This is a genomic window from Brevibacillus sp. SKDU10, assembly GCF_001645205.1.
Lineage (GTDB): Bacteria > Bacillota > Bacilli > Brevibacillales > Brevibacillaceae > Brevibacillus_B > Brevibacillus_B halotolerans.
The window spans coordinates 1-1,683 of sequence record NZ_LSSO01000102.1; the positions used below are offsets into that span (position 1 = coordinate 1).

2 protein-coding genes are annotated in these 1,683 nt (G+C 36.7%); one reads left to right on the top strand and one right to left on the bottom strand.

From position 1 onward, the window contains the following. The first annotated feature begins 324 nt into the window (after window positions 1-324). Window positions 325-831 (top strand): DNA-deoxyinosine glycosylase, encoded by a 507-nt coding sequence (locus AYJ08_RS06070; RefSeq protein WP_064016981.1) that lies wholly within the window; start codon window positions 325-327, stop codon window positions 829-831. A 308-nt stretch (window positions 832-1,139) separates the two neighbouring features. Here AYJ08_RS06070 and AYJ08_RS06075 read toward each other — a convergent pair whose 3' ends face one another. Beyond that, complete coding sequence (locus AYJ08_RS06075; protein WP_064016982.1) at window positions 1,140-1,568, bottom strand: GNAT family N-acetyltransferase; 429 nt, start codon at window positions 1,566-1,568, stop codon at window positions 1,140-1,142. Window positions 1,569-1,683 lie beyond the last annotated feature (115 nt).

Genomic DNA, 1,683 nt, shown 5'->3' on the forward strand with positions numbered 1-1,683 from the left:
AAAGCTCTCCACGAATCAACAACGGATCGATGTATCTCCTTAATCGACAGGGGAATCTGACATGACTATTTGATCTTTATTTTCAGCAATAACTTGCTAATAGGCTACCTTTCAATACCATCATTCTGGATGTCCGACTTTTTCCTATGTTATTTTCTATGGAGAATCAATAATCAAAGTAGGGAAACGATTATTTTGGTACTTTTCATTTACAATATAGAAACCGAGGTTTTTCTTGTCTCTTAGGTGTTGGATCCTGAATTAATTTATAATAGAAAAAAGAAGAATGATCTTTTTACATTCCTACAGAAAGGATTTTGTCTCATGCTTCAATCATTTCCACCCGTTATTAATAAGTCTTGTACAATCTTAATCCTTGGCAGTATGCCCAGCGCCGTCTCATTACGTAAACATGAGTATTACGGAAATCCACGTAATCATTTTTGGCCCATTATGTATGAACTATTTCATGAGCCTATTGCAGAATCATATGAACAACGTCTAGCATTTTTATTACATAAAAGAATTGCCCTCTGGGATGTTATACAAAATTGCGAGCGGGAAGGCAGTCTCGACTCAGCAATCAAATATGAGAAGATTAATGATTTTGACAGCTTATATGCACAATATCCAGCTATCCAAGCTGTTTTATTTAATGGAACAAAAGCATATCAAAGTTATAAAAAATATCGTGGATTTTCAGACGATCGTCTCTATTTGACATTGCCTTCAACAAGCCCTACACCTAGTCGTTACATAAAAAACATGGGGGATAAGCTTGAAAAGTGGCAAATCGTACTGGAGCTGTTGGGTGAAAGAAAAGACGAGTAGAAACGAAGAAATAATTTGTGTGTCTTCATGTAGTTGAGATGTGGAAGGTAAATGAACATAACTTTGCTGTTACAGTATGTTGAATTTGCGGATTGACTGGTGGAATGACTTGCATAGTTGCTTAGAACATTCTAAGTGAAAAAGATTGTGAAGCAGGCCATAGCTGTTACTGCCATCAAGCTTGGCAAATATATTTCGGTATTTGCGTGAATGAACCTGTCCTTATTCTTCTTTCAGTATAAACTTAGGGAGCAATTATTCAAGAAATACTGTGTTAAAACCTAGACAAGCAGAGTGCTTTAGCCTCCCTATCTGCATCGGTCTCCCACGCTCCACTCCCAACGGTTACAGCCTTTAAACTGACCTGTATACTGCCATCCTGTCTTAGAAAAGTAGGTATTTAAACTGGCATGAATTGGACAAAGCACTTCGATAGGATACTCACCAAGGTATTGTAGCATGGTATACAATACTCCCTTGCCCCGATAGTTCTTGGCCACTGCAAATTGATAAAGTGATATGGTTTGTGTAGACTTTTTAGGATAAAATCGAAGTGCTGCTACAATCATATCTCCATCAAGCGCCATAAGTATTTGATTTCTACGGACTGCTGCTCTAATACCATCTGGACATATGTATTCACGATTAGCAATTGAATCGGAATTTTCAGTAATATATTTTTGAAAGAATTGTACAATCTCTTGAGTCATTAAGGGATGTGCTTGTCTTATGTGCATAAGTACCTCTCGATAATGGATGACATATCAGAACGTTTGTTCTTATTTTTATTTTACAAAAGATAAAGCATAGATGCAAGTTTTTCAGTAGGGCTAACTTCTATCGTCCTGAAAA

Bases quoted from the DNA above. Each gene is read 5' to 3' on its own strand.
- AYJ08_RS06075 (WP_064016982.1), bottom strand. From the start codon at position 1,568: ATGCACATAAGACAAGCACATCCCTTAATGACTCAAGAGATTGTACAA.
- AYJ08_RS06070 (WP_064016981.1), top strand. From the start codon at position 325: ATGCTTCAATCATTTCCACCCGTTATTAATAAGTCTTGTACAATCTTA.